Source organism: Pedobacter sp. BS3, from assembly GCF_008274585.1.
Taxonomy (GTDB): Bacteria; Bacteroidota; Bacteroidia; order Sphingobacteriales; family Sphingobacteriaceae; genus Hufsiella_A.
Map to the genome: position 1 here is coordinate 1 of NZ_VTRT01000019.1, position 1,838 is coordinate 1,838.

Here is a 1,838-nt window from a genome sequence, read left to right on the forward strand (position 1 = left end):
TTTTAATTTTGACTTAACACTATGTGTGGAATAGTAGGCTATATAGGAAACCGTAATGCCTGGGAAGTAGTTATCAAAGGCTTGCACCGGTTAGAATACCGCGGCTACGACAGCGCCGGGGTAGCGCTGATAGACAATAACCAGCTCAATATTTATAAAAAAGCCGGCAAGGTAAGCGATCTGGAACAGTTTTCCCGGGGCAAAAACCTTAGCGGAAGCATCGGCATGGGGCACACCCGCTGGGCCACCCACGGCGCACCCAGCGACCGCAACTCTCACCCCCATACCTCCGGCGACGGCAGGCTCGCCATCATCCACAACGGTATCATCGAAAACTATGCTACCCTTAAAGAAGAGCTGGCCGCCCGTGGTCATCACTTCAGCAGCGATACCGATACCGAAGTGCTCATCCACCTCATCGAGGAGATTCTCAAACAAAACCACGTAGACCTTCGCGAAGCCGTACGCTTAGCCCTGAACGAAGTGGTAGGCGCTTATGCCATTGTGATCATGAGCGAAGATGAGCCCGGCCAGCTTATTGCCGCCCGCAAAGGCAGCCCGATGGTGATTGGCGTAGGCAATAACGAATACTTCATCGCCTCCGATGCTTCGCCCATTGTAGAATTCACCAAAAACGTCATCTATCTCAAGGATAATGAAATAGCCTTCCTTAAACGGAACGAGCTGCTGATCAAATCCATTGATAATACCGTACAAACCCCGTACATCCAGGAGCTGGAGCTGAAGCTGGAAATGCTGGAGAAAGGCGGCTACGACCACTTCATGCTCAAAGAGATCTACGAGCAGCCCCGCTCCATACAGGATTGCATGCGTGGACGGATCTATCCCAAAGAAGGTAAAGTACAGTTAGGCGGTATTAAAGAATATACCGAAAAGCTGAAAAACATAGACCGCATTATTATTGTAGCCTGCGGCACATCCTGGCATGCCGGTTTGGTTGGTGAATACCTGCTGGAAGAATATGCCCGCATACCGGTAGAAGTAGAATATGCTTCGGAGTTCCGGTACCGTAACCCGGTAATCTCCGAAAAGGATATCGTAATAGCCATCTCCCAGTCCGGCGAAACCGCCGACACAATGGCTGCCATTACCCTGGCCAAAGAAAAAGGCGCTACCATTTTCGGGATATGTAACGTGGTCGGTTCGTCTATACCGCGTATCTCACATGCCGGTATCTATACTCATGCCGGGCCTGAAATTGGCGTAGCCTCTACCAAAGCCTTTACCGCACAGGTAACGGCTTTAACGCTGCTGGCCTTTTACATGGCCCAGCAACGCGGCACCATTACCCAGTCGCAATTGATCAACCTGCTGACCGAACTGGATGAAATCCCGGCACTGGTAGAAAAATCATTACAGGCTAATGAAAAGATAAAGGCTATTGCCGAAAAGTTCATCCATTCCCGCAACTGCCTGTTTCTGGGCCGGGGAAGTGGTTTCCCGGTAGCGCTGGAAGGGGCTTTGAAGCTGAAGGAGATCTCGTACATCCATGCCGAGGGTTACCCGGCGGCAGAGATGAAGCACGGGCCCATTGCCCTGATCGATGAGCAGATGCCGGTTATTGTGATAGCCACCAAAAACTCTTCGTATGAGAAGGTGATCAGCAACATCCAGGAAGTGAAAGCCCGCAAAGGCATCATCATTGCCATTGTAACCGAAGGCGATACCGAAGTAAAGAAGATGGCCGATTACGTGATAGAGATACCAGATGCCAGCGAGGCGTTTCTGCCGCTGATCGCTACCATTCCGTTGCAGCTGATCTCCTACCATATTGCCGTGCTGCGTGGCTGCAATGTGGACCAGCCCCGTAACCTGGC

1 protein-coding gene is annotated in these 1,838 nt (G+C 51.3%); it reads left to right on the forward strand.

Going from position 1 to position 1,838, the window contains the following annotated elements:
* Window positions 1-21: 21 nt before the first annotated feature.
* On the forward strand, window positions 22-1,838 hold a 1,817-nt coding region (gene glmS, locus FW774_RS20230; RefSeq protein WP_149350347.1), incomplete at its 3' end, for a glutamine--fructose-6-phosphate transaminase (isomerizing).